This is a genomic window from Tepidibacter sp. Z1-5, assembly GCF_037844525.1.
Classification (GTDB): domain Bacteria; phylum Bacillota; class Clostridia; order Peptostreptococcales; family Peptostreptococcaceae; genus Tepidibacter_A.
This window is the reverse complement of sequence record NZ_JBBMMD010000013.1, coordinates 57,076-78,870: the sequence shown is the minus strand read 5'-3', so window position 1 is coordinate 78,870 and position 21,795 is coordinate 57,076. Positions and strand designations below refer to the sequence as shown.

The following is a 21,795-nucleotide window of genomic DNA, read 5'->3' as shown; positions in this document are numbered from 1 at the left end:
TAGATGAAAGCATTAGTTGTTTTAATTAGCATAATAGTTATATTAATTTTAATAAGAGAAATTGTAAGTTTAAAAGCTCAAAAGATGAAGCTAAAAAAATTAGAGATAGGAAAAGCTTCTTTAATTGGGGATAGAGAATTTCAAGAAGATTCTATGGATATAGCTTGTATAGATAATGCAACATTATCAGTCTTAGCAGATGGAAGAGGAAAAAATAAAGCTGGCAAGCTTTCAAGTTTATTAGCAACAAACATATTTGTAGAACTGTTCAAACATGATAACTCAATCTCAAATATTAATTATTTTTTCAAAAGAGCTTTTAATATAACAAATAGAGAGATTTTGAAAAAGCTAGATGATAATCAAGGTGGGGCAAGTATAGTATGTTCAATTATTATAGATAACTTATTACATTATGCGCTCGTTGGAAACACAATGATTGCAGTTTTTAGGAATAATGAACTTATATCCTTAAGTGAAGGTCATACTGCAAATGTACTTGCGAAAAAAGGATTTTATGAAGGGAAAATAAGTAAGCAACATGCGCTTTGGGCATTAAAAGAAAAGAGATTATTGAATTATGTAGGACAAGATGGATTCAAAGATATAGAAGTGTATGATGTACCAATAGAGCTAAAAAAGGAAGATATAATTATATTAATGAGTGATGGAGTACATAACTATGTTCCCTGGAATGACATTGAATGTACTTTAAAACAAAATTTAACATGTAATCAAATAGCGCACAATATAATAAATAAGTTAAATGCTATTTATTTAGTAAATAAAGATAATGCCAGTGTTATTGTAATGAAATATAAAGGACATTAAAAATAAGGGTGTAATATAATGAGAAAAATAAATTCGAAATTCATAACAACATTTATATCAGAATCAGGTAGTTTTTTACAAAATAAAGATTACTTTGCATTTGTGGAACTAGATAAATTTGCAATATATGTAATTGCAGATGGAATAGATAATGACGCAGATTTAGATAGTGCAAAGATAGCAGTATCTAGTATTATAAGTAATTTTAGTGAAACACCTAGTATGAGAAAAGGCTTCTTAAAAAAATTACTAAACAAAGCTAATAGAGAATTGATAGATCAAAGTAAAAACTTAAGATTAAAAGCATCACTTACTATAGTTGTTACAAACTATGTAAAAATAAGATATGCTTTTGTAGGAAATACTAGATTTTGTTTATTTAGAGAAGGTTTTTTAAAATATAAAAGCCAAGATCAATCATTGACTCAACAATTAGTTGATAAAGAAAAAGTACAACTTGATAAACTTGCAGAGCATGAAGAACGAAATAATTTATATTGTTATTTAGGACAAGACGAAAACTTAACACCATATATATCAAAAAAAATAAAATTGAAAAATGGAGATATTATAACTCTTTTAACTAAAGGTATTTGGGAAAATATAGATAGCTCTGAAATGAGAGATGGACTAGTTGAGGCAACTGAGTCTCAAGAAGTTATAGACAATGTAGAAGATATGCTTTTATCAAAGCAGCCTAAAGACCTTGAAAATTATACACTCGGAGTTATATTCATAGATAAGATATATGAAAATCCGAAACTGAAACAAAAAATAAAAAAAATTATACTTACACTTATTCCAATAATTTTGATTTTAGCAATTATTTTTTCAGTGTTTTATTTCAAAAATAAAAAAAGAACTGAGCAAATAAATGAAATGAACTATTGTATAAAAAATGCTAGTGATTATATAGAAGATGAGAATTTTATACGAGCAAATGAAGAATATAAAAATGCTTTAGATTTAGCCAAAAAATTAAAACTAGAAGATAAAAGAAGTGATATAGATAAATACTTTAAACTTACAGAAACAATTATTAATGCAGATAAATATCTTCAAGATTCAAAGTATCAAGAAGCTTTAGATGAATATTTAAATGCAAAACAAAAAGGTTATTATGCAGATAACTTAGGAAAAGATTACATAAATGAACAATCAAATAAAACGAATCAGCATATACTAGTTCTTGATTTATTAAAGCAAGCAGATAAAAAAATAGAGTTTGAAGATATACAAGGAGCTAAGCAAGATTACACAATTGCAAGAGATTTAGCTGCTAAAATATTTTTTAAAGAAGCAAAACAAGAAGCACAAGATAAATTAGATAAAATAAATGAAGATGAAGCACAAAAACAAAAGGAAGAAAAAGAAGAGGAAAAAGCTTTAGAAGAAGAACAAGCGAAGACAGATGAAGAGCAAGAAAAAGAAGCTAAAGAAAAACTTGATGCTCAGCTTAATGCTATAGAAATGGCTAAAAAAGGTGATGTAAGCTATAGTATTGGAAGTTATCATGATTCAAAAATGTATTATATTATGGCACAAGAAATATATAAGCAAATAGGGATGTATGATTTTTCAGATGAATTAGAAAAGAAAATACTACTAACAGATAAAAAAATACAAGAATCAACTGTAAAAAAAGCAAAAGCAGATGAATACATAAAAGATGCAAATGCTAAATTTGATGAAGGTAGTTTAAATGAAGCTAAAATATTATATCTATTTGCAAAAGATATATATGAAGAAGCTAAATTAGATGATGATATAAAAAAAGTAGATGAAAAAATAAAAGTAATAAATACTTTAATTGATAAGAAAAGTCCACAAAACTTATAAGTATTAGGAGGACAAATGAAAGATAAAATTTATGAAAAAATAAATAATGTTGAAAATTTAAAAGATAGGGCTTTATTAAAAGAATTATTGAGTGAAGTATTCATAGAGCTATATGAGCATAGTGAAAATATGTATAGCTCTCTTGAAAATAGAGTTTTTGATGAAATAGAATACACTCAACAAAATTATAGTGTATACACAAGCATTGTAAAAAAGCAAGATTTTGATCCTATACATTATTTTTTACATCCAATGCTAGAAGAAGATATAAAAGATAAAGAATATGATCTTAAAAATATATTAGATACAATAATTGAAAATAAGCAAGTAAATATGTTCAAAGTATTTTTAAACTGTGATTATTTAATATTTAAAGACATATTAGAAAGTGATATGAAATTCAAAGGAAATATAAAGACAAATAAAAACGTCTATAAAGCATACTTTAAGATAAAAACAAATACTCAGTATAAAAATCAAATATATAGACTTTATCAAATGTTTATAAAAAATAATATACCATGGACAACTATAAATTCACCTTATATATCTAGAATAGTTGATGTAGTACTAATTGAATGTGAAGAAGGTATTGAAAAAGATGAAATAATACAAGAAGTTAATGTGGATTTTGCAGATGTTGGCAAATACATAGAATATGATATGGTTCCTACTTGGAATATACAAAAACTAACTTTAAAAAGTACAGGATTTCCTATGCCTTGTGAAGATAGAATAAATTTTGAACATATTGTTTCTATAAAAAACGAAGGTGTAGACAATGGATATTTAGTTGTATATGACAATGAAGATATAAATCATATAAGACATACAAAGGATAATTTAATGATAACAGGTGAAATAGAAGAAGCTAGGGATTGGGATATATTTAAAATATTAAAAATAAAAGAATCAAAACTTGATAAATACAGTTATGAATTAGTATCTAATTCTAAAAAAGTAAGTTTTATAGAAAAATTAAGTAATAAAAACAAAGTTAACATTAAAACAAAGGCAGAGCTTATAAGAACAATAAATTCATTTGAAGTATCTAAATATGTTGAGTTTAAAGATATCAAAATAGTCAATATAACAGATGATTTAAAAGAAGAAACTTATGATATGAATTCTTTTATAATAGATGAAATAAGAGATCAGGATTATTCTAAAAAATTAATATTATATTTTACTTTAAAAGAAAATGACTGCTTTATAATAAGAGATTTATTAAGCTTTATAGTATCGCAAATACAACTTAATTATCCAGAATACAAATGTGAAGGAAGATTAATATGAATTACATCTGGGATATATTAGTGAAAGCAGATCAACAAAATATAAAAAAAGAAAATATAACATTCAAATGTGCAAAAACATATAGTCCATATATGGAAGTTGCATTTGAAGATCTAAACAAATCAGAAATTGATGAATCACTTATAGTAGAAATAAATCCATACTATAGGTTTTTTCCTATATTTAAGGATATATTCGATGTTAATTTTGAGGAAAGTATTGAACTTAGGGAAGTATTATTTGATATTTTAATACATTTTTTAGGAAACATTGATTTAAAACAAGGGCTTTCTAAAGAAGAATATTATAAGAAATACATTATGAAAGATATATTAGAAAATATGTTTTCAGAAAAGATAAAAAAAAATATACAAATCTTTAATGATAAAGAAAGAGAAATTGTAATATCTAGCCTTATAAAATTATATACAACAGGAGTATCGTTAGAAATATTTAAGAGTATAGTAAACAAAATATTTAAAAAAAGTACTACCTACATAAATCAAGACAACAAAAAAGAGATATTAATATACATTGGACAAAAGCGAACACAAGAACTTGAAAACAAAATAGATATGTTAGTGGATCTATTTTTACATATAGATTTTAAAGTGTTTTTATATTGGCAATACCATTTTGGAATTTTGGGAGTAGAAGATACTATGAAAATAGAAAATATGGTGTTGTACTAGATTAAGAAATTTAGGTGATCAAAATATGGGATATTCATACAAACTATATAAAAATAATGATAAAAAAGAAAACACAAAAATAGGTAGATATAAAGAAAATGAACTAACAAAAATGACAACATTTCAATTAAGAGAAATCTGTATAAAGGAAAAGCTGATTAAAAATTTGCTTAACCCATTAAATAAAGAAGAACTTATAAGACTTATTATGAGATACAGAGGAATAAATGAAAGCTTACTTATAAAAGAGCAAAGTGATACTGGACTTGAAAGATTACAAGATTTCATAAAAAGTGCAGAAAAAATAATAATGGATGATAAAAATATAAATTCACCAGCAAAAATTATTCTGTATGATAAATTAAGTGTAGAAATATTTGATAACTATACAATGAGCTCAAATAATGATTTAGATGAATCAAACATTGTATTAGTAGATGAAGCGTTTAATATATGTACTATATTTAACTTAATTAAAGGAAACGATGAGAACTATTACTTAGTAAAAAATGAAACTATCAAAGCTGCAAAAAGTATTGATAAGAAGTATAGCTTACTATATTTTGATAACCGTGAATCAGATATTATATACGACATATATCATAACAATATTAAAAATAAACCAAAATATCTAAAACTTTATAAATTAAATGTTTTGGATTTTAATATTAAGAAATTACTAGATACAGATAATCATCTTGCAATAGACTTTGGAACAACTAATACTACAGCTGGAATTTATACAAATAATGAATCACTAGATGATATTAGTGTAGCTAAGGTTATAGATACAACTTCTAATGATTTAAATATAACACCTCTTATTCCAAGCGTTGTAGGTATAAAGTCTATAAAAGACAAAAATGTAGAATATACATTTGGGTATGATGCTATCAAGTTATCCAAATTAAGCTATGTAGATGATGGTATATGTATATTCTATGATATAAAAAGATGGATAAGTGATTTTGAAAAAGAAGAAAAAATAACAGATATAAATGGACAAAGGACTTTTATAAAAAGAAAACATATGATAAAAGCCTATCTTGAATATATTATAAATATTTCAAAACAAAGATTCAAATATAACTTTAAAAAAATACATATATCATGTCCATCAAAGCAAAAATACAAATTTTATATGCTGTTTAAAGAAATACTGAGTGACTATGACATAGAATATGAAAATATGTTAGATGAAGGAGCAGCAGTATTATTCAATACTATATCGGAATTAATACAAAAGCAAAGATATAAAGAAGCAATGACATATAAAGCACTAATTATAGATTGCGGAGGAGGAACTACAGATTTATCTTCTTGTGATTTTAATATACAAAATAACAGAATATCTTATGAAATAGATATACAAACATCGTATGAAAATGGAGATACTGATTTTGGAGGTAATAACCTCACATTTAAAATAATGCAGTTAATAAAAATCATGTTCGCACACAAATTAATAAATAGTGATGTAAACATCAAGAAAAATGTATTGGATGACTTTGATATTGACTTATTTAGATTTGTAGATGAGCATGGGGTACGTGAAATATATACAAAGTTAGATGATGAATATAAAAAAGTAGAAGACATAATACCAACTAAGTTTAAAGATTATGAAAATAAAAGCAGTGAAGATTATTTCAAAGTAAAAAGCAACTACTACTTGTTATTTGAATTAGCTGAGAAAGTAAAAAAAGAATTCTTTAATAACAAACATAATTTAGAAGTACTTATTACATCAAAAGAAGATACTGACTGTGATAAAGCAATTATATATTTTGATAGATGGAAAATCCATACATATAATGATGGTTGCTTAAATCAAATAAAAGATAATTTAGAATTGAAATTAAATATATACGATATAGAAACTTTGTTAAAAGCTGATATATACAATATTATCAAAAAGTTTTTAGAAAATATATATGAAGAAGATAAGCTTCTAGAATACTCAATCATCAAACTTACAGGACAATCCTGTAAAGTAGATATATTCAAAGAAGCACTAAAGGAATTTATACCGGGTAGAATTATACAATCTAGAAAAAATAAAAAAGGACAAAAAGAAAATTATGACTTAAAGCTAACCTGTATAAAAGGAGCACTAAAATACTTACAAGCAAAGAAGTTTGGTTATATGAATGTAAATATAAACACAAAAATACCTACACTTCCATATGTGATAAGTGCCTACAACCATAGAGGAGATGAAAAAACACTTATACATAGCTTAGATAAGAACAATACAAGTGGAAGTATTTCACGAACTATGGAAAGAATTACTTTAAAGCTTTATCTAAAAGATGCAAATAATCATACAAGATATGAATATGAGTATGAGAATAAACCAGAAGAGTTTAGTAAAATAACAGTTTATGAAATAGAAGAAAAATATAAAGATATCATTACACAAGAAGAAACAGACAATATAGTTAATAAAGAAGTTAAGTTCTTCGTATGGGCTAAAAGAGATCATTGGGGATTTTGTGTAGTACCAGTATTAAGAGATAATGAAGTTTTATTTATAGGAAAAGAAGAATTCTTTAGTTTTGAAAATGGAACTTGGGAAACTAACTTTTTTGATGGGCTAAAGTAATGGAGGGGATAAATTGTTTTCAAATAAACACCCTGTATTCAGCAGAAGGAGAGTATTAAAGCTTGAAATGCTGGATTGTATAAGAGATTTTCCAAAAGATATTGTAAATATACATATTAATGGATATGCAAATGGAATATTAACAGGATGCAGACTTTCAGTTAATGATGATTACATTATTATATCACCTGGGATAATCTGCTTTGATGAAGATATATACATATTAAAAGAAAACTATACAGTACCATACACACATACAAATGAAACATCGGTACTTAAAGTTAAGTTCATAGGAGAAAATTCAAATCAAGATTTTGTAAGTTATATAACTGAGGTATTGATAGATAATGATACAAATATACATAAAGACGAAATAGAGCTGTGCAGATTCAAATTGAAAGCAGGAGCAAAGTTAAGAAATAATTACACTGATTTTGAAGATATGACAACTGAGTATAATACTATAAATATCATCAACTCACAATTTGCAGCCTATGAAAATAGCACAATATCTCCGTATGTTTTAAAATACTTCGCTAAAGAAGCTTTTAAATATAAACTAAGCAACCCACTAGATATATCATTTTGCATGCAGTGCCTTCAAGATGAAAAGGCAATAAATAAAGAATTGATCATAATCTACATATCATCAAGGCTTGATCAAGAATATGAAGATTATTCAAATGAGAGAATATATAAATTTTTAATAGAAATTCTTCAAGATATCAAGTATAACAGAGTAGAAAAAAGTGATAGCAATTATTTATCAAGGAAAATAATTTTAGATTAAAGATAATAAAGGAGGAATTTTTATGTTTTATATTTTATGGATTATAAGTTCAGTTATAGCAGCAGTTGCAAACTATTTAGTACTTTCGTTTGGGAATATAGATGCTATAAGTACAACTACATTTTTTATTATTCCACTAGGTGGGTTTGGTGTTGGTATGTTGAGTAGTTGTGGATGTTATTTTGCAGATATAAAGTTTTCATTTAAAAAATCAAAAAATAAATTTGTTCATATAATTTTGTCAAGTTTAATTATTGTTTTAGGCTTTGTTGGTGTACATTACCTTGTTTATACAAGTACTTATCTTGATAGTAATATGAATGTTAATTATTCATTCAATGGTGAACACATTAGCAATTATACATTTGATGGAAGTGATGAACCTATTAATTTTGTTACTTATATGGTGGACTCTATTTCAAATTCTTCAAGAACAATGAGACTTAAGGGTAGTAGTGAAAGGATTGATTTAGGATCTAACGCAACTTGGAATTGGATTTGTTTTATATTAAGTTTTATTGGATATATATTTGGGGTATTTACAGTAGCAATGGAAAATAAAGATATACGTTCAAGAGAAGAAGCTCAAACAGAATTATAAAATAAATGAGGAAGGTGTATGTTTTATGGGATATGCTGATGAAAAAATAATAGAGGCAATAAATAAATCAAAACTTAATAAAGACATAAATGAAGGACCAATAGTTATAAATAATAATTCATATGAGTTCGTGGACACATATTTTTTTAAAGATCAAATATCTTTGAAAATACCAAAAGAATTTATAGAAATGCCTATGGATATTCAAGATATAAAATATCCATCTGTAAAAAGACCTCAAATAATAAAAACGGATGATTCAAACAATATAAATATAACACTAACACATATAAAAAGTGGTCTAACAAATGAATTAGTGGGGGAACTACTAAAGAGTATGGAAAAAATAATTAGAAAACAAAATCCTTTAAATGTTATATATGATAACAAAACTATTAATGTAAACGAAAAAAACATAGGTTGCTTAGAGTTTAAAAATAGTGCTATAGATGATTTTGTATATAATTTAATGTTTTTCTTTGAATTTAAAAAAGAAACTATTATGGGAAACTTTGTATGTCCATTCAATGAACATGATGTATGGAAAAAAGTTGCTGTAGATGTAGTAAAGAGTGTAAGAGTGAAGGAGGAAGAATAAATGAATGATTTTATAACATATAACCAAATATATGTATCCTCATTTGAGTTTGAAAAGCTTCTAAATCTAAGTATTACACAGAAAATAAATGAACATACAATCCTCAAATTAAGAGGAATAATACCCTTTGAGATGCAGGATAGTTATGTTGAAAACATTTCTTCAGACCAAGTTATAGAGGTTGGGTTGAAAAAGGAAGATGGAAATCAAATAATATTCAAAGGGTCTATAAAAAATATAGATATTGAAAACAATGGAGAACTAAGAATTTTAAATTTGGAGGGAACTTCATTTACCTGTTTTGCAGATTTTAAAAAAAAGAAAAAAACATATCAGTGTAAAGGAATGCCATATACAGATTTTTTCAATATTATGAGTAAGTCATACAATCAGGGAACTTTTATTGATATGACTTCAAATGGTGAGAGTATTGAACATATACTAGCACAATATAATGAAACGGATTGGGACTTTTTAAAAAGAGTTGCTTCAAGTTTTAATATGCCATTAATTGCTAATTCAAGACTGGATGGAGTAAAAATACATATAGGCTTACCTGATATTACAAGCAACGAGCCACTACAGGCTTCAAACTATAAGGTTAAAAAAGATATTAAAGAACATCAGATAATAAATCAAAACTATAAACCAGATATAAATGAAAATGACTTAATAAGCTATGAAGTAATTACAAATCAAATGGTAGAGTTAGGGAATAAGGTTGAGTTTAAAAACTTAATCTATCGTGTATATTCAAGCAAAATAGAATTAATAGATGGTTTATTACAAAATACTTGTGTGCTAAAGAATGACAATGGATTTATTGTTCCTAAATTAAAAAATGATGCGATTCAGGGGCTTTCACTTGAGGGGAATGTGGTTGATATATCTAAGGACAAGATTAAGGTTAAGCTAGATATTGATAATGAATTCGATGCAGGGAGAGCGTTTTTTTATAACTATTCAACTCCATATTCATCAAAAGATGGCAGTGGATTTTACTTTATGCCAGAAAAAAATGATAGGGTTATACTTCAATTCCCTAGTGTGGATGAAGATAAGGCATATGCTAAAAGTAGTGTTGACTTACAGACAAATAGTTCAAAGCGTAGCGATAGCAATATAAAAAGAATAAGTACTAAACATGGAAAAGAGATTGTATTTAAGCCAGGGGCAGTTGAAATTGTAGCTAATGGGAATTTACTTATAAAATTGTTAGATGATGGAGGAATAGTTATTAACAGTGATAAAAAAATAACACTTTCAGCACAAGATGATATAAATATCTTAAGTGGAAGTAATATATCAATTAAGGGTTCTTCAGGTGTAAATTTAAAACAGGGTAGCTCAAATATAAATATTGCAGACAAAATAGATATAAGTGGCTCTAAGGTAAATGTAAAATGATAAAAAAAGCAGATAAAATGGACAAGATTACACACTTTTATGAAAATTACATAGAAAATAGCTATAAAGAAGTCTTTATTGAGATAGAAGATGATTATATCAAAAATAAGGATACGATAATAGATAATATTCAAAATACCATAAATAAAACCTGCGAGGAAATATATGAGCTACAGCAAAACGAAGAAAAAGCACCTATAAAATATATTTTCATTTCATTTTTAAGAACTCAAATATTAAGAAATAGTTCAAATTATCGAGTGGATTTCTATGATGATAGGATTTTTTTAGACGAAGATGAGTGTCATTGTTACTTTGATATGGACTTTATATTTAAACCACTTTTCAAAAAAATGGATGAAATTGAAAAGAAAAAAGATAATCCAACGTATATGAGACAAGTAACTAGCATTGATGTAGAGGATTTTAAACTTTACGAATCCCTAAAATACAATCTATTAGCAAAGGAAATTCTTAAAGAAAATATAGATACAATCTTTGAATGTGAGGGTTTTGAATTATTAAAAAAAGATGATGAATTAGTAGTTGTATTTGGTGAATACAAGGATAATTTTGAGATAATGAAAAAATTCGTACTTAGTAAAAGTACTGTAGAAGAATAAATATTGAATTGGAGGAAAAATGGAGTATTTTTTATTAAAACAAGATGAACGATATAATGATTTTCCAATGATTATAGATTTATTTAGTAAGGTTGATAAAAGAAATATAAATATTGAAAACTATAAAAAACTAGATGATATGATGGTATTTCATGTAAATGCAAGTGAAAACTCTGTATTCATGGATATTCTAGAAAGACAAATTTATCTTATTTCAAGTGGATTAAAGGACTTAATAAGTAAATATGAACCTAATATTATTTATAAAACTGTTTTTTTAATAGATAGGGTTAATAAGGTTCAACGAAAATACTTTCTACCAATATTCTTCGAGGTTGATACACTTCATGAATCAAGCGAATTCAATCTAGATAAAAGCGTTATAAAAAAAATTGTACTAGATAAAAACAAAATAAAAGATAGAAAGATTTTTAAGATAAACAAAGGTGAAAAAACTCAAATTGTTGTAAGCCTAGACTTAGCAGAAAGCATACTTAGAAGATCTTTTATAGGGGTTAAACTTGAAGATGTTAAAGTGAAGTAGTTATAAGAAAGAAGGTGCAAAATGGCAGAAACACATGCTTATGTAGTAAGGGGAGCAAGGATGATTTGTAGTTGTGGTTCTCATAAGAGAAAAATAAATTTACCACAGTGCCATGGAGTATATATAAAAAATCAACCAAAGATGAATCAAAATGATTGTACACATGAAAATATACCTTACTTTGGAATATGTTCAAATCCAAGTAGCTCAGGCGCTGAGGTTATTAATCTAGTATCTCCTGATAGAGGTGAAATTCAAGGTTTTAAATGCGAGAGAAATTTTCTTGGAGTTTGGGAAAATGTGAAAGAAGACTGTATTATTGATGGAGTAGGTTCACTAAAAACTGATTCCTACATAATATGTGAACATGGTGGTTGCGTAGCATTTGAAAACTCAGGACAAGTTGAGCAAGAAGAATAAAGTAATTCGCTTTAAATATTTGAAATTTGAGTGAGTGGAAAGGAGTTGAATATGTCTGGATTTTTAGATATAAAAATTAAATCTCGTTTTAACATAGTAAATATAGAAGACATTAATATATCACATACCATAAATGAACATGGAAAACTATATTTACGATGTATAGTCGAAAACATAAACGAAGTAGAAGATCACAATTATTGTGCTCAAAACAATACTTTATCTGAAATTATAAGCACATCTTTTAAAGATAAGATACAAGTTTATAATAAAGATGAAGTTTTGTTCACAGGTTTTGTCGATAATCTAGAAATAGAAATGGAAAATGGTGTATACTATATTATAGTAAAAGCTATATCTTCAACAATATTATTGGATATTAAAAAAAGAACTAGGTCGTTTCAAGATAAAAATACAACATATATTGATATTGTTGACATAATGAAAAAAAATTATGCATCATTCATATGCAATCCACACGAAAAATTTAAAACACCAATAGGAAAGCCAATAATTCAATATCAAGAAACAGACTTTGAATTCCTAAAAAGATTAAGTAGCATGTTCAATGATATTTTGGTATGTGATACACTTAAAGAAACACCACATCTTCACCTTGGATATCCAAAAGGAAATACATATGATATAAAAGACAATTTACCCTATAAAGCTTACAAAAACATTGAACTTTTCAATAAAAATGGGGGATCTGAAAAAGGATTTAATGACACTGATTTTTTCTATTACGAAATAGAAACCTATCAAAGATATAAATTAGGAGACAAAATAACCTTTAAATCTAAAGATTCATATGTAACAAGCGTAGATGTAAACATTGTTAAAGGAGAACTTATATATAAATACATACTATCACAACGAAAATCTATAAGACAAAACACTATTTTCAATGATAAAATAAAAGGCGCATCAATAGAAGGACAAGTACTAAGTGTAAGTGGAGAAACACTTAAAGTTCATTTATCCTTAGATAAAAACCAAGACAAAGAAAAAGCACATGATTACATATATTCACCTGTAAAGGGAAACTCTCTTTACTCTATGCCACAAGTTGGAAGTCATACAAATTTATATTTTCCAACAAATAAAGAAGAAGATGCATTTTGCGATTCATGTGTAAGAAAAAATGCAAAAACTTGTAGTGAATTACATAACCCAAATAACAGATACTTTAGAAGTGAGCATGGAAATAAACTTTCCATAAAACCCGATAGCATCAAACTACAAGGTGCCACAAAAGAACCTCTTAGTATATCTTTAGATGAAAACGAAGGAATACAAATACTAAGTAATAAATCTATTACACTTACTGCCAAAGACAGTATAGAATTTAACACACCAAAAAAAATAAATATAAAAGCAGAAACAAAACTCGTAGCCCAAAAAACTAAAAGCGAAACTGCTCTTTATATAGAAGGAAGCCATAACTTCCTAGGTGCAGACATAGTACCAAGAGCAACACAAAGAGAAACTTATGAACCTTATAATGATGACGAACCAGAAGTTGCCCCAGAAAAACCATTTAACCTACTAGAACTTATGGGAAATGTAGTGGCAGCAGTGGCAACTGTAGCAGTAATAGGTATAGCAGCAGTAGCAACCGTAGCAACTTTTGGTCTTGGAGCTGCTATTGGAATAGGATTGGTTGCAGGTGCATTATCCCTTATAAGTGCAGCAACTAAACCAAAAGCACTGACAGATGCTATCTTTGATCCCGAATACCCCATAGATGGAGCCACCACAACTGGCGCCATGGGGTACTTTAAAGAAGAAGTTGAGGAACCAACAATGCTATCTGTAGTAGGCAATTTCTTAGGTGGAGTTGGTGACGGTGTAACTGACATGGTTACAGGGATCTATGATATGTGTAGACATCCAATAAGAACTGCACAAGGATTTGGTCAAATATTGAGACATCCTTTTAAAACAGTTACAGCCATTGGTCTAACAGTGGGAAAATCTTTTGTGGATGATGTTATATATGGAGATGCAAATTCAAGAGCAAGATTTTTGGGGAGAACCGTATTTGAAGTAGGAAGTATCGTACTTCCATCTAAAGTTGCCTCAGTTGGAAAAGTTGAAAAAATGGTTCAAGCACAAAAAGTACAAATGGCCTTTAAAGGCATAGATCTTGTAAAGGGTATATCAAAAACAAAAGCATTTGCAAAAGTAGCTGGTATAATAGAAAAAGCTGATATTTTAAATAAGCTTAATAAACTAAAATATGCAGATGATATAATAAAGGGAATAAAAAATGTACCATCGAGTGTTGCAACTAAAATAGATAAAGTAGTAAAAGAAGTTAAGAAAATACCTGAAAAAATAGGTAATATAGAAGTACCAGTTTCAGTGAGGGTACTCACAACAGACTATTTTGGTGCTATGGGAGTTGATATAAAAACAGCTAAGCTTTGTGAAATATTTGATGGTATACCAAAAAGAACTGGTGGAGCAGGAGGAACTGGTAAGAAAAATGTAAATGAGATTGTTGAGGAAGTTAGTGAATCAGTGGATGATATACCAAGAATTTCAGAAATTGAAGTCAGCTTTAACAGGAATACTAAACATGACACAGCTGAATTTAAGAGACAATTAAAAGCACAGGAAGAAGGATTAAATAATCTGACTGTTGATGAATATATGGAAAATAGAGATAGATATTTGAGAGAAGGAAGAGCGCTAGAAGGAAATGCAGCACAAAAGGCTGAGAGAGAAAGAGCATTACAGGAAAAAATTAATGAGCTACAAGAAAATGGTTTATCTTGGGAAAAAGCAGAAAAAGAAGCTTCGAAATGGATGAAGAGTCAAGCAGCACTACATAATCCAGATCAAATTGCTGGCGGAAATCCACTTAACATTGGTGGAATGGGAGATAAAAGAATAAATTCATCCTTGGGTTCACAGTGGAAATATAGAATCGATGCAATGGATGAAAAAATTAGGGATATAGCAGCAAAAATGAATGAGGCAGAAAGAAAGTCAACAAAATTAAATATTAAATTAACAAACTAAACATGAGGTGATAAATATGCCAGATAAAATTTTTGATGATTTTATATTAGAAGAAAAAACTTCACAAGATATTATTGAAAGATATACAGATAGAGTACCAGAACAGATGTTACAAGTATGGAAGCAATACGGATTTGGTAGTATTTTGAATGGTTATCTTAAAATAGTTAATCCCGATGAATTTCAGTCTTTATTAAAGGATGTATATGTAAGATATGAGAATTCTGTTGCATTATTTACAACTTCAATGGGAGATATTATTGTTTGGGAAGATAATAGATATGTAGGATTGTTAAACTTTAGAAGGGGTAAAATAACTTGTATATCAGCAGGATTTAAATTTTTCTTTAGAAATTTAGAGGAAGAGGCATTTAAAAATAAAGCTTTAGATTGGTTACCTTATTCTGAAGCAATAACTAGATATGGAGTACCTAAGATTGATGAATGCTTCGGATACGTACCTATTCTTGGATTAGGAGGATCAGAAAAAATTGAAAATTTAGATAAAGTAAAATTAGTGGAGCATATATATTTAATTACACAGTTTATGGGTCCTATTGAATAAAGAAACAGATTTACATGACTATCTTAATGAAAGAAAAGCTAAAACTATCATATGAATATATTTTTAATTTTTTCAATGAAAACTATAAATTTTAAATAGTTCAAAAACTTCTCTAACACAAAGTGAATACATAAGTTTTTCTTATTATTTAATTTTTAAGTTTTCAAGGTGAAATTGATTTTGAAATCTGTTAAGAAATTTTGGATGTTTGAGCGATAGTGAGTTCCAAAATTTTAAGAGTTTAAAATTAATGAGCCTATGAAAACTAAAAATTAAATACGGAAAAACGTTGTATTCATTTGTGTTAGAGGTGCTAAATAACGAAATTTAGATAAATATATTTTTGTATTTTTAAAATGAAATTTAATAATGTTATACAAATTTAAGATAGTTAGGAAATAAAACTTGTTGTTCAAAATATTAAAAAGTTAAACGTCTTTTTATATAGAAGTAGACTATTGAGAAGCCAATTAGAATATTATGAAGAATTTGATAAAGCTTTAAAAAACTTATCAGATTCTAAAGATGAAAAAATTATACAAAAAATATGTAAAGATTTTGATAATGGAACAAAGAAATAAGAAATTATGTTTGGTATTATTCATCTAATAGAGAGTTTTGATAAGGAAAAATATCTTGTAGAGCTTATAAACTCATTACCTGAAATGTTAGAAACAGCAAAAGAGTGGGCAATCATATTAAATAAACGAATATTAAATAGTGAAACATATAGAAGTGAATATTCTAAGATACGTGTAAATACAGATTATAAAATAAAAATGGTTGTGGTGGATTTACTTAATGATATAAAATTAGATAATCCAAAAAGATTTGAAAATATAGTAAATAGATTACTTAGTAAATTATAAAAAGATGAGAAATAGTAATTGCATTAGAGTGAAGGAGATTTATAGAGGGGTACTTAAAAATGGTATTGTGTATTTCTGAAATATAGAAAACTAGTAATGATGTTGTTGTGTTAAGTTAGAAAAAAAGTGATGAATATATTCTTTTAAAATATAATAATAGCAGATATGAGAGAAAAATTTAATATTGTTAAATAAATTTTAAAGATATGGCGGTTATCGTATGATAGCTGTTTTTTAGATTAAATTTACAAATGAGATTATGAGGATTGTTAGTAGTGATTTAATATAGATTTTTATATGGAAAATAAATATGTAAATACAAAAAACATATAACACAAAGTGAATATACAAGTTTTCTTGATTTTTAGAAAAATAGTACTATTAAAAACAGAAATTAAAGATAAAATAACCTTTAGATCTAAACATGTATATGTGACAAGTATAGATGTAAATATTATTAAAGGGGAACTCATATATAAATACATACTATCACAACGAAAATCTATAAGACAAAATAATATTTTCAATGATAAAATAAAAGGCGCATCAATAGAAGGACAAGTTCTAAGTGTAAGTGGCGAAACACTTAAAGTTCATTTATCCTTAGATGAAAACCAAGACAAAGAAAAAGCACATGATTACATATATTCACCTGTAAAGGGAAACTCTCTTTACTCTATGCCACAAGTTGGAAGTCATACAAATCTGTATTTTCCAACAAATAAAGAAGAAGATGCATTCTGCGATTCATCTGTAAGAAAAAATGCAAAAACTTGTAGTGAATTACATAACCCAAATAACAGATACTTTAGAAGTGAGCATGGAAATAAACTTTCCATAAAACCCGATAGCATCAAACTACAAGGTGCCACAAAAGAACCTCTGAGTATATCTTTAGATGAAAACGAAGGAATACAAATACTAAGTAATAAATCTATTACACTTACAGCCAAAGACAGCATAGAATTTAACACACCAAAAAAAATAAATATAAAAGCAGAAACAAAACTCGTAGCCCAAAAGACGAATAGTGAAACCTCTCTTTACATAGAAGGAAGCCATAACTTCCTAGGTGCAGACGTAGTACCACAAGCAACCCAAAGAGAAACCTATCCACCTTATAAGGATGACGAACCAGAAGTAGCCCCAGAAAAACCATTTAACTTACTAGAACTTATGGGAAACGTAGTAGCAGCAGTAGTAACAGTAGCAGTAGTAGGTGCATTGGCAGTAGCAACCGTAGCAACCTGTGGCCTTGGGGCTGTTATAGGAATAGGATTGGTTGCAGGTGCATTAGCTCTTATAAGTGCAGCAACCAAACCCAAAGCTGTTACCGATGCTATCTTTTCCCCCGAATACCCCATAGATGGAGAAGCAACTACGGGTGCCATGGGGTACTTTAAAGAAGAAGTTGAGGAACCAACAATGCTATCTGTAGTAGGCAATTTCTTAGGTGGAGTTGGTGACGGTGTAACTGACATGGTTACAGGGATTATGATATGTGTAGACATCCAATAAGAACTGCACAAGGATTTGGTCAAATATTGAGACATCCTTTTAAAACAGTTACAGCCATTGGTCTAACAGTGGGAAAATCTTTTGTGGATGATGTTATATATGGAGATGCAAATTCAAGAGCAAGATTTTTGGGGAGAACCGTATTTGAAGTAGGAAGTATCGTACTTCCATCTAAAGTTGCCTCAGTTGGAAAAGTTGAAAAAATGGTTCAAGCACAAAAAGTACAAATGGCCCTTAAAGGCATAGATCTTGTAAAGGATATATCAAAAACAAAAGCATTTGCAAAAGTAGCTGGTATAATAGAAAAAGCTGATATTTTAAATAAGCTTAATAAACTAAAATATGCAGATGATATAATAAAGGGAATAAAAAATGTACCATCGAGTGTTGCAACTAAAATAGATAAAGTAGTAAAAGAAGTTAAGAAAATACCTGAAAAAATAGGTAATATAGAAGTACCAGTTTCAGTGAGGGTACTCACAACAGACTATTTTGGTGCTATGGGAGTTGATATAAAAACAGCTAAGCTTTGTGAAATATTTGATGGTATACCAAAAAGAACTGGTGGAGCAGGAGGAACTGGTAAGAAGTTTAATTCTGTTGATTCTAAAGCTGTTGTTAATGAAGGGTTAGACGAAGCAGGAAATATAATTGAACGTTGGGTTGTACCAGATGGTTTTGATAGTGTAGAGGATTTTTTAAAGACGATTGATAACAATGCTATTAAGGATTATGGATATAATAACATAGATGAATTCAAAGAAGTAGTAGAAAATACTAATAAATATTTGAATGCATCTGATAAAAATACTATTATAAATCAATCATTGGCAGGAGGTACTCATAAAAATGGGCTTAAGTATGATATATTAGGCTATCCAATATTTGAAGGAAAAGATTTAGTATTTGAACATGATTTGCCTAAAGATTTAATTGAAAATGTAACAGATATAGAGCAATTTGAAAACTGTACAATGGCATTACATGATGCAATTAAGAATGGTGAAATTCCAGAAAATCTATTTACATCTACGCAATTGCAACAAATTATTGATGGAAAAGCTAGGATAAAAGGTCTAACTTGGCATCACCATCAAGTAACAGGAAGGATGCAATTGGTTAATGCCAAAATTCATCAAGCGAATCATTTAGGTGGTAATGCAATTTGGGGAGGAGGAATTAGATAATGAATAATTATGTAAAATGGAGTTATGCAGATGAAAAAATTAGTATGAAAGAAATTATGGAGTTAGAAAGTGTGTGGGAGGTTAAATTACCCAAAGATTATGTAGAGTGTGCTACTTATAATCATGGTGGTAGCCCAGAACCAGAAGAATTTTTAGTTGAAGATAGACCAAGGGTATTTGGATGTTTATTATCATATTGCAAAAATAGCCCAGATAATATATTGGAAGTATATAATGGAATTAAAGAAAGATTACCACAGAATATATTTCCTTTTGGATGTGATCCTGCAGGAAATTATATTTGCTTTGACTATAGAAATTCAAAAGATAATCCATGTATAATATTTTGGGAGCATGAGTTAGGGGTAATAGAATCTGATTATTCAGAAGAACAGCTTAAGAGAATTGATTTAAAAGAAGTCCAAGAAAATGCTATTAAACCAATAAGCAGTTCATTTAAGGAATTCTTAGAAAATTTATTTTAATTATTCATACTTAATTTTAGTGTTTTATAAAATTAAATGTACTACGGAACTGTATGGAAGCTTTTTTAAAACTAAGCTATAAATATAGGAATATAATGATTTAATAATCACAACAATTTAAAAATTAATACAAATCATGTAGATGCTATAGGTGTTATACAAAATATAGAAAATGTTTAAAATACGTATGCTCTATCTAAATCTATAGACAATATTGTCTATTAAAAGTTATATACTTTATATTAATTATAAAAAATATTTTTTATTTTTTTAATGAAGATTCTAAACTTTAAATAACCACAAAACCCCTCTAACACAAAGTGAATACATAAGTTTTTCTTATTATTTAATTTTTAAGTTTTCAAGGTGAAATTGATTTTAAAATCTGTTAAGAAATTTTGACTGTTTGAGCGATAGCGAGTTTCAAAATTTTAAGATTTTAAAATTAATGAGCCTATGAAAACTAAAAATTAGATAAGGAAAAACGTTGTATTCATTTGTGGTAGAGGCGATAAAGAACGCAATTAGGATAAATATATGTTTTATTTTTGAATTTAAGAATGAAAAACAAGATTTGCTTAGAATGTTAAATAATTTTTAAAGAAATAACGGTTATCAAATGATAGCTGTTTTTTTTAGATTAAGTTTAATGTATATATTTTTGCACTTTGAAAATTAAATAATATGATTTTATAGTATAACTGTAAAACAAAAATAGTAGATTAAGCCAACGGAAGAAAAACACATCCACCTTTTGAAGACGAATCAGAAATAGCATCAGAAAAATCATTTAACTTACTAGAACTTATTAAAAGATTTTTGATGTAGAAAATAAGGGGTCTTCGGTTATAAATATTTTTTATATATTAAATTGTGAATTTTTATAGAAATGCTAATAAGATAAATTAAAATGGTATAAATTCATGGATTTTCGGAGGAATGGTTATGAATATTAAATTTGAATATACATTTAAATCTATTGAGGTACAAGATATTGAAGCTTTTGAAAAAAAGTATGGGTTTAAACTTCCTAATGATTATAGACAGTTTTTACTATTAAATAATGGAGGAAAGACTGATAGAAGAAAATTTGATACTAAAGATGAAAATGATAATGGAATGATAATTTCTTCAATTATGTTATTTTGCCCTCTTTCAGATGAGGTAGAGTTTAATCTTGAAAAAAATTATTGTGTATACAATAAAGAAGGGAAATTAATATCATCTAAGTTCCTCCCTATAGGAATAGATCCAGTAGAAAACTTAATATGCATTTCTGTAGAAGGAAATAATAAGGGAGCAACTTATCATTGTGATATGGCTTATATAGAAGAAGATGGAATATTAGAGATGGACTGTATAAGGTTAATAAGCAGAAATTTCACAGAATTTATTGAAAATCTATATATTGCTTAAATTTAAAGTATTGGTTTAGATTCGGAATTTAAAAGAGTAATATAAATTTTTATCTTTTCAATAAAGATTCTAAGCTTGAAATAAGGAAAAATGCTGTATTCATTTGTGTTAGAGGTGCTAAAGAGCGAAAGTTAGATAAATATATGTTTTGTGTTTTGGAAACTAAAAATTTTAAGATAAGATTTAGTTATATTATATGCTTGCAAATACAGATTATGAAATAAAAATGAGCATGGTTGATGTATTTAATAATATAAAATAAGACAATCAAAAAAATTAAAAGTACAGTAAATATATTGCTTAGTAAATTGTAAAAAGATAAAAATCAGTAATTTCGTGGGAGTTAAGCACATTTATAGAGATCATTTATAAATAAGATTATGAGGATTGTTAGTAGTAATTTAATATAGACTTTTATATAGAAGATAAATCTATATAAATACTATCACAACGAAACGCTATAAGACAAAATACTATTT

General features: G+C 27.4%; 20 protein-coding genes. All 20 read left to right on the top strand.

Features of this window, described 5'->3' with window-relative positions; translation table 11 throughout:
• The first annotated feature begins 3 nt into the window (after positions 1-3).
• On the top strand, positions 4-831 hold the full coding sequence (locus WJW32_RS03275; RefSeq protein WP_340254919.1) for a PP2C family protein-serine/threonine phosphatase: 828 nt from the start codon (positions 4-6) through the stop codon (positions 829-831).
• Between the two features lie 18 nt (positions 832-849).
• A complete protein-coding gene (locus tag WJW32_RS03270; RefSeq protein ID WP_340254917.1) occupies positions 850-2,670 on the top strand; it encodes a PP2C family protein-serine/threonine phosphatase in 1,821 nt (606 codons plus the stop codon).
• Between the two features lie 15 nt (positions 2,671-2,685).
• Positions 2,686-3,966, top strand: a complete 1,281-nt coding sequence (locus WJW32_RS03265) for a hypothetical protein (RefSeq protein ID WP_340254914.1) — start codon at positions 2,686-2,688, stop codon at positions 3,964-3,966.
• Positions 3,963-4,658, top strand: coding sequence for a hypothetical protein (locus tag WJW32_RS03260; RefSeq protein ID WP_340254911.1), 696 nt, complete (start codon positions 3,963-3,965; stop codon positions 4,656-4,658). Before WJW32_RS03265 ends, WJW32_RS03260 begins: the two co-directional genes overlap by 4 nt.
• A gap of 25 nt (positions 4,659-4,683) precedes the next feature.
• Positions 4,684-7,263, top strand: coding sequence for a hypothetical protein (locus WJW32_RS03255; protein WP_340254908.1), 2,580 nt, complete (start codon positions 4,684-4,686; stop codon positions 7,261-7,263).
• 13 nt (positions 7,264-7,276) lie between these two features.
• Positions 7,277-8,053, top strand: a complete 777-nt coding sequence (locus WJW32_RS03250) for a hypothetical protein (RefSeq protein WP_340254905.1) — start codon at positions 7,277-7,279, stop codon at positions 8,051-8,053.
• Positions 8,054-8,075: 22 nt separating this feature from the next.
• Entirely contained in the window at positions 8,076-8,654 is a 579-nt protein-coding gene (locus WJW32_RS03245; RefSeq protein WP_340254902.1) for a hypothetical protein, read from the top strand.
• Between the two features lie 25 nt (positions 8,655-8,679).
• The gene (locus WJW32_RS03240) at positions 8,680-9,252 is read left to right on the top strand and encodes a hypothetical protein (protein WP_340254899.1); all 573 of its coding nucleotides are present in this window, start codon (positions 8,680-8,682) and stop codon (positions 9,250-9,252) included.
• Positions 9,253-10,659: a phage baseplate assembly protein V gene (locus WJW32_RS03235; RefSeq protein ID WP_340254896.1), complete on the top strand. Its 1,407-nt coding sequence runs from the start codon at positions 9,253-9,255 to the stop codon at positions 10,657-10,659.
• The gene (locus WJW32_RS03230; protein WP_340254893.1) at positions 10,656-11,282 is read left to right on the top strand and encodes a hypothetical protein; all 627 of its coding nucleotides are present in this window, start codon (positions 10,656-10,658) and stop codon (positions 11,280-11,282) included. The genes WJW32_RS03235 and WJW32_RS03230 overlap by 4 nt, the downstream gene beginning before the upstream one ends.
• 19 nt (positions 11,283-11,301) lie before the next feature.
• Positions 11,302-11,826, top strand: a complete 525-nt coding sequence (locus WJW32_RS03225) for an imm11 family protein (RefSeq protein ID WP_340254890.1) — start codon at positions 11,302-11,304, stop codon at positions 11,824-11,826.
• Between the two features lie 21 nt (positions 11,827-11,847).
• On the top strand, positions 11,848-12,246 hold the full coding sequence (locus tag WJW32_RS03220) for a DUF4280 domain-containing protein (RefSeq protein ID WP_340254887.1): 399 nt from the start codon (positions 11,848-11,850) through the stop codon (positions 12,244-12,246).
• A gap of 51 nt (positions 12,247-12,297) precedes the next feature.
• Positions 12,298-15,276, top strand: coding sequence for a polymorphic toxin type 15 domain-containing protein (locus tag WJW32_RS03215; RefSeq protein ID WP_340254884.1), 2,979 nt, complete (start codon positions 12,298-12,300; stop codon positions 15,274-15,276).
• Positions 15,277-15,292: 16 nt separating this feature from the next.
• Positions 15,293-15,841, top strand: a complete 549-nt coding sequence (locus tag WJW32_RS03210; protein WP_340254881.1) for a T6SS immunity protein Tdi1 domain-containing protein — start codon at positions 15,293-15,295, stop codon at positions 15,839-15,841.
• A 458-nt stretch (positions 15,842-16,299) separates the two neighbouring features.
• The gene (locus tag WJW32_RS03205) at positions 16,300-16,422 is read left to right on the top strand and encodes a hypothetical protein (protein WP_340254878.1); all 123 of its coding nucleotides are present in this window, start codon (positions 16,300-16,302) and stop codon (positions 16,420-16,422) included.
• 6 nt (positions 16,423-16,428) lie between these two features.
• Positions 16,429-16,710, top strand: coding sequence for an Imm30 family immunity protein (locus WJW32_RS03200; protein WP_340254875.1), 282 nt, complete (start codon positions 16,429-16,431; stop codon positions 16,708-16,710).
• 339 nt (positions 16,711-17,049) lie between these two features.
• Positions 17,050-18,228, top strand: a complete 1,179-nt coding sequence (locus WJW32_RS03195) for a hypothetical protein (RefSeq protein WP_340254872.1) — start codon at positions 17,050-17,052, stop codon at positions 18,226-18,228.
• Positions 18,210-19,415, top strand: coding sequence for an HNH endonuclease (locus tag WJW32_RS03190; RefSeq protein WP_340254869.1), 1,206 nt, complete (start codon positions 18,210-18,212; stop codon positions 19,413-19,415). Before WJW32_RS03195 ends, WJW32_RS03190 begins: the two co-directional genes overlap by 19 nt.
• Positions 19,415-19,900, top strand: a complete 486-nt coding sequence (locus WJW32_RS03185) for an SMI1/KNR4 family protein (protein ID WP_340254866.1) — start codon at positions 19,415-19,417, stop codon at positions 19,898-19,900. Before WJW32_RS03190 ends, WJW32_RS03185 begins: the two co-directional genes overlap by 1 nt.
• A gap of 945 nt (positions 19,901-20,845) precedes the next feature.
• The gene (locus WJW32_RS03180; protein ID WP_340254863.1) at positions 20,846-21,316 is read left to right on the top strand and encodes an SMI1/KNR4 family protein; all 471 of its coding nucleotides are present in this window, start codon (positions 20,846-20,848) and stop codon (positions 21,314-21,316) included.
• The last annotated feature ends 479 nt before the right edge of the window (positions 21,317-21,795 follow it).